This is a genomic window from Streptomyces sp. UNOB3_S3 (assembly GCF_020740895.1).
Lineage (GTDB): Bacteria > Actinomycetota > Actinomycetes > Streptomycetales > Streptomycetaceae > Streptomyces.
In genome coordinates this window covers 1-5,421 of sequence record NZ_JAILXP010000446.1, presented here as the reverse complement: position 1 = coordinate 5,421, position 5,421 = coordinate 1, and the positions used below count along the sequence as shown (strand labels likewise).

The 5,421-nt window shown below is 66.6% G+C and carries 6 protein-coding genes and 2 pseudogenes; 2 read left to right on the top strand and 6 right to left on the bottom strand.

The annotated features are described in order from the left end of the window. The 3 genes from K6I33_RS36135 to K6I33_RS31310 all read right to left on the bottom strand — a co-directional run. Nucleotides 1-178, bottom strand: a 178-nt coding sequence (locus K6I33_RS36135; protein ID WP_275126821.1) for a heavy-metal-associated domain-containing protein, incomplete at its 3' end; no start/stop codon positions are given. Between the two features lie 365 nt (nt 179-543). Continuing rightward, entirely contained in the window at nt 544-1,479 is a 936-nt protein-coding gene (locus tag K6I33_RS31315; RefSeq protein ID WP_229357929.1) for a hypothetical protein, read from the bottom strand. A 107-nt stretch (nt 1,480-1,586) separates the two neighbouring features. Next, nucleotides 1,587-2,051 carry a hypothetical protein gene (locus tag K6I33_RS31310; RefSeq protein ID WP_229357928.1) on the bottom strand — a complete coding sequence of 155 codons (465 nt, stop codon included), beginning with the start codon at nt 2,049-2,051 and terminating at the stop codon, nt 1,587-1,589. A gap of 103 nt (nt 2,052-2,154) precedes the next feature. Between K6I33_RS31310 and K6I33_RS36695 the strand changes: the two are divergent. After that, nucleotides 2,155-2,472 (top strand): annotated as a pseudogene (locus tag K6I33_RS36695) (tRNA-dependent cyclodipeptide synthase); the annotation flags it as partial. A gap of 96 nt (nt 2,473-2,568) precedes the next feature. Here the strand turns inward: K6I33_RS36695 and K6I33_RS31305 are convergent. Together K6I33_RS31305 and K6I33_RS31300 are read right to left on the bottom strand one after the other, a co-directional pair. Beyond that, the gene (locus K6I33_RS31305; protein ID WP_229357927.1) at nt 2,569-2,778 is read right to left on the bottom strand and encodes a heavy-metal-associated domain-containing protein; all 210 of its coding nucleotides are present in this window, start codon (nt 2,776-2,778) and stop codon (nt 2,569-2,571) included. Between the two features lie 48 nt (nt 2,779-2,826). Next, complete coding sequence (locus K6I33_RS31300) at nt 2,827-3,630, bottom strand: sulfite exporter TauE/SafE family protein (RefSeq protein WP_229357926.1); 804 nt, start codon at nt 3,628-3,630, stop codon at nt 2,827-2,829. 943 nt (nt 3,631-4,573) lie between these two features. On the opposite strand from K6I33_RS31300, the gene K6I33_RS31295 reads away from it, so the two are divergent. Then, complete coding sequence (locus tag K6I33_RS31295; protein ID WP_229357925.1) at nt 4,574-5,308, top strand: recombinase family protein; 735 nt, start codon at nt 4,574-4,576, stop codon at nt 5,306-5,308. On the opposite strand, the pseudogene K6I33_RS31290 reads toward K6I33_RS31295, so the two are convergent. After that, nucleotides 5,305-5,421, bottom strand: a pseudogene (locus K6I33_RS31290) (IS5/IS1182 family transposase); the annotation flags it as partial. The gene K6I33_RS31295 and the pseudogene K6I33_RS31290 overlap by 4 nt on opposite strands.

Here is a 5,421-nt window from a genome sequence, read left to right as displayed (position 1 = left end):
CGACGTCGACGCGGACACCGGTCACGCCCGCCACGGCCGAGACCTCCTTGGTGACGGCGGTCTCGCAGTGGCCGCAGGTCATGCCCTGGACCTTGTAGACGGTGGTGACGCCTGTGGTCTTCTCGTCACGTGCGGCGGCGGAGGTGGAGCAACTGTTGTCGGGGGAGCAGCAGGACATGGGTGCCTCCGGTCGTTGATCTTCGGGTGGGCGCCTCGCGAGCGCCCTGGTAAAGATTTATACCCCCTAGGGGTATCGGGAGCAACCCCCGGGGGGTATCCGGATGGGAGGTGGAAGTCTGTCGATTCGGGGTGGAAATGCCCTGGTGGATGCAGAAATGATGGCTGCTGCGCCGAGGGGGAGTCGCGCGAGAAGCCTGTCCGACTGTCGATACCCCCTTTGGGGTATCTCGCGATCGTCGCCGACGGCGTACCGCAGCGTGTGCGGCCTCGGGTATCGCTGCGGTGTCGGCCCGGTGCGCTCGCGTCGTCGCCAGGAGAACGGGTGCGCGGGGCGCCGCCTGAGCGGCGCCCCGCAGGTGTGGATCAGCCGACGCGGAGCGTCAGTGCTGCGGTGTGGAGCTTGCCGCCGGTCTGGAACTGGAGGAACAGGCGCCAGTTGCCGGGCTTGTCGAGCTGGGCGTGGAAGGACAGGTCGGGGCCGCCCTTGTCGCCGTTGACCTTGGTCTCCGGGTGGAGGTGGGCGAAGGCCTGGTCGCCCTCGTGGAAGGCGGTCAGGTGGGCGTAGGTGTCCAGGTAGGGCTGCAGGTCGGTGACCGGCTTGCCGTCCTTGCTGATACTCACCGTCATCGGGCCGGCCATGCCGGCCTTCAGCTCGCCCTTGACGGCCACGGTGTAGCCGTCGGCCTCAGTGCTGGCGGCTGCCGCCGGGAGCGGAGTGTCCTTGGCGTCGCCGGGGACGGTGACGGTGCGGCTGAGGACGAAGTCCTTGCCCTTGCCCGGCCCGCTGTCAGGGGTGAAGGAGGTGTACGTCCTCCACGAGCCGGGCTCGAGGGCGGTCAAGTCGGCCGTCCAGGTGCCGTCATCCGCCATGGTGGGGTGGATGTGCTGGAAGCCGGTGAGGTCCGACCGGACGGCGTAGAAGTGCATCCGCTTGGTCTGGTCGACAGCGAAGCCGGTGACCGGCTTGTCGTCCGGGCCGGTGATCGTGAACTTGTACGCGGTGGCCTTGCCCGCAGGGAGCTCCTTGGCGTCGGAGACAAGGCGGTAGCCGTCCTTGGTGTCGGACAGGCCGTCGCCCTTGGCCATGCTGCCGTGGTCCATGCCGGGCATCGACCCGTGGTCCATCCCCGGCATGCCGCTCTCCGAGGACGACGCGGAGGCAGGGGAGCCGTGGTCCATGCCGGGCATGGAGGAGTCCTTCGAGGAGCCGCAGGCGGCGAGAGCCAGCGCCAGGGCGGCGGTGACGGAGGCGGCGGCGACAGTGCGCCGACGCGAAGAGATGCGGGAGAAAACAGACATCGTGTCGAGTCTTTCGAGGTGTGCGTGGCCTCGATGGGCGCACGCGGGTGTACGGAACGGGAGCCGTGCCAGTTCGTGAGGTCTTTCTCAGAACCGGGCGACGGCTGTCACGTCCGCGCGACGCACACCTGGAGCAGCAGATTTCGCCCGCTTCTCGGCGGTCCACGGCGCTGCGCCCGGCAGGCGCGAAGGCGGCCTGCTTGCTGCCATCCACCGAAGATCACGAAGGCGAGAAGCATCAGCGGCCCGGCCGTCGCCAGCTTGGCCTGGTCACGCGCGGGGGTGGAAGTGCACAGGGCCCCCGCCATCATGGGCATGTCCGGCTTCGCCGAGGCATGGGCGGGCGAGGTGTCGCTGGACTGGTGATGATCATGGCCCGCGGCTGAGGCCGGTATGTGCCCGGCCGGCTGGGTGGCCATGGGCATGCTGGCGCTCGCCGGGGCTGACATGCCCCCGTGGCAGCCGTCGATGGCCGCGGCCGGATTGCCGTGCATGAGGAACAAACCGAGCAGGACCGCGCACACGGTCAGCGCGCGGGCGGCTGCCCTGCGTGCTGGTGATGCGTGGGTCACTGCTGAGGCCTTTCCGAAGTAGTGCTGCCTTGGAGGGTAGCCCTCTACCCGGTGGCTCCGCCGAGATTCACGCCACACCGGGCCCCGGCGAAGTAGGCCGATCATGTGCCGGTTCTGGCCGAACGGGCACTTCATACGCCTGCACGAGCATGGCCGACGGCTGTACGTAGAGGACGCGGAATTCCGGGCCGCCTGCCGCCGGGCGACGGCCTGGGTGCTCGACGGCAAGCTGCCGGCCGGGCTCGAACCGGGCGAGGCGCGGATCGAATCGGCGGTGCGCTATTTCCTGGCCGAGCTGTCGCTGTTCATCGACACCCCTGCCATCGCCGGGACGGGATCCTCGGTGTTCTGCTACCACCAGCCGCCCGAGGTCCTGTACCGGATCTTCCGCCGGGAGCTGCTCTGGCACCCCGCCCCTGGCCAGGGCTTCGGTCCAGGTGACACCTGTCGGCGAGTGAGCCTGGAAGGGCCTGTCGGCCGGGGGTGCCCGGCCGGCAGGCCCGCGGACATCGCACGCTCACAGGGTGAGGGACGCCTGATACCCGGCGCGCTGAACCGCTGCGACCAGCTCGTCCGGTACGACCGTCCCGCCGTCGCCGTCAAGAGTGACCGTGGTGCGCCCGGCCTTGACGTCGGTGCGGGACGCGCGCACCCCGGGGACCTCTTCCATCTCGTCGTCGATGAGCAGCCCGCAGCTGTTGCAGTGCATGCCCTCCACCAGCAGCACGACCTTGTCGGCCGTCGGGCGACTCCTGGTGCTTCTTGCCGAACAGCTTCATCGCGTGGCACCTTCCTGGAAGTTGATGTTGCCGCTGACCATGCCCATGGAGCAGGTGAAGCGCAGGGTGCCCGCCTTCGGGGTGCCCAGGTCGACCTCGGTGTCGGCGTCGGTCTCGACGATCTCCCGGATGCCGAGGGCTGGGATGGTGAAGCCCCGCGCGCACCCGTTGGCGCCCTTGCCGTGCAGAACGAGCGTGGTGGGCACACCGGCCTTCGCGGTGATGGCGGTGGGGGAGTAGACGCTGGTCACGGTGACGGTGACGATCTGCTTGCCGGAGGCGTCGGTGCGTACAGCCTCAGTCGCTCCGGCGGCCTGGGCGGACTGGGGCTGGAAGGAGACCCAGCCACCGGCTTGGAGGCCGGAGCTGATCGTCCACAGGCCCACGGCCAGCACCACCACACCGGTGATGATCCCCAGCCGGCCGGAGAAGGCGCGGGCCGAGCGCCGGAAGAGGTAGCCGAGCAGTGCGAAGAGCGGCGCGGTGCCGAGCACGAACCCGGCCATCACCGCGGCTCCGGCCACCGGCGAACCCGAGGTGATGGCGATCAGTTCCACCGAGAGCGTCACCCCGCAGGGGACCAGCACGGTGGCCAGTCCCAGCAGCGCGGGAGCGAGGGCCGAGCGGCCCTTGGTTGTCTGCCGCACGGCTCGGCTGAAGGAAGCCGGCGGCCGGGGCACCAGACGGCCGACCGCCTTGACGCCGAAAAGATCCAGCGCGAAAAGCAGCATCAGGGCCCCGGCGGCCAAAAGCAGCACCGCCTGCGCGCGAGGACTGGGCTGCAAGGCGGCGCCGAACACTCCGAGAAGGGCGCCGAGGATGGTGTGGGAGACGAACTTACCGCCGAGGAAGGTCCCGACCGGGCCGAGCGGCTCCAGGACCGACCGAGTCGGCCGCGCGGCGGATCGCGGGACCGAACCGCCCGCGTGAAGTCCTCTCGGGATACCTCCTTAACCTACTCCATTTTGTTGGTCCCGCTGCGATAGTCACGTCGTCTCAGGGGCTACTCGGGGCCACCCCGGCAGTCCCGCCTGCTGAGGTGGCCTGCCGAAATTCCGCCATTGCTACCCGAGGAGCTCGAGCGGGGCCTGTTGGGTGCTGCCGTGCACGTCCCTAGGCCAGTGAGATGGCGGGCCAACCCCTGCCGATTGATCGCGTGGGATTGCCAACCCGGGGCTGCTTGATGCGGAATTCCTTGACGCTCGGCGAGCCGCGCTGTTCCGCTGGCTGTGCCGATTCGCTCACGGCAGACGGCAAGACGCTGGAAGTCGCTGCATAGCTATGTCAACGTACAAGTCCCCCGGGCATCCGGGGTCTTATACCCGAGGATCCCCGGTTAGCGAAACCGGGGATCCTCAGCACACTCGATCTAGTCCGTGACGGCTGTGCTCGGCGGTGGAGCCGCTGCGGACCCGGATGCTTCGTCAAGTGAAGGAGGTTTGACAGATGTGCATAGCTGCGAGTCGAGCGAAGATCGGCCTGACCTTTGGCGTTCCTGCTGTGACGATAGGTCGAGTTACCGCCGGTGAACCCCTCGAGTGTACGGCGCAGATGGCCGTTGGGTGCTTGCATGCAAATGATGGGCGCCCGATTTTCGCACTCCTTGAGGCAGTCGCACGTCTTTCTGTGGACCATGCAGCCTCAACGCGTCAAGACTATCCATCGCTGCCGCCTACGAATTCTGATAAACGCTTGGTGGTGCGGCGGGATACGCAATGCAAAAGTTACCAGTCTTGAGGCGGCGTGATAATTAGCCATTCATCTAGCTGTGCTTCTCGGCGGGCGCTTGGTGTTGTCCGGCTGTCAGTTGGGAACATTGGGCAAACTGGCGACGAGACGCAGCGGCGTCGCATCCAGAAGCGAGTAGATGCCGATGAGATCGAGCTGACGGGATGGGCTGAGGATATTGACGTCTCAGCCTCGCTGTCTCCTTGGCTACGGCCAAAACTGGGCGACTGGCTGAACAATCGCGCGCACGAGTTCGATGTCTTGTACGTGTACAAGATCGACCGAATAGCTCGATCCGTCAAGGACCTCTGTGCCCTTCTCGACTGGTGCGATGAGCACGGTAAGTCCCTCGTCTCGATTGAAGAGGGTTTTGATCTCTCGACTCCTTGGGGTCGAACGATCGCCAAGATTCTTGCTGTACTCGCCGAGGCCGAGTTGGAAGCCATTCGTGCTCGCATCAAGGCTTCACGGGAAGCCTTGCGTGCAGCTGGCCGGTGGGCTGGCGGGCTCGTACCGTTCGGCCGTGTAGCGGTCAAGGACGGTGATGGATATACCCTGAGGCTTGACCCGGTGTACGGACCAGTGCTGATCGAGATGATCCGCCTCTTCATGGCGACCAAATCGTACTCCGTCGTAGCTGACTGGCTGAACGCCGGAAACATCCCTACGGCGACGGACATCGCGCGTATTCGTGCGTCCAACGGTGAAGGCCGTACACGTTTGGAGGGCGAGAAGGCTAACAACAGCTAACAGAATGAGTTGATCTGTCTGAGGGTGATGAGGCAGCAGGCGAGGCGGAGGAAGGCTTCATGGATGTCGGCTCGTCGTTCCCAGCGGATGCGGAGGCGTTTGAAGCCATGCAG

Bases quoted from the DNA above. Each gene is read 5' to 3' on its own strand.
- K6I33_RS31315 (WP_229357929.1), bottom strand. From the start codon at position 1,479: ATGTCTGTTTTCTCCCGCATCTCTTCGCGTCGGCGCACTGTCGCCGCC.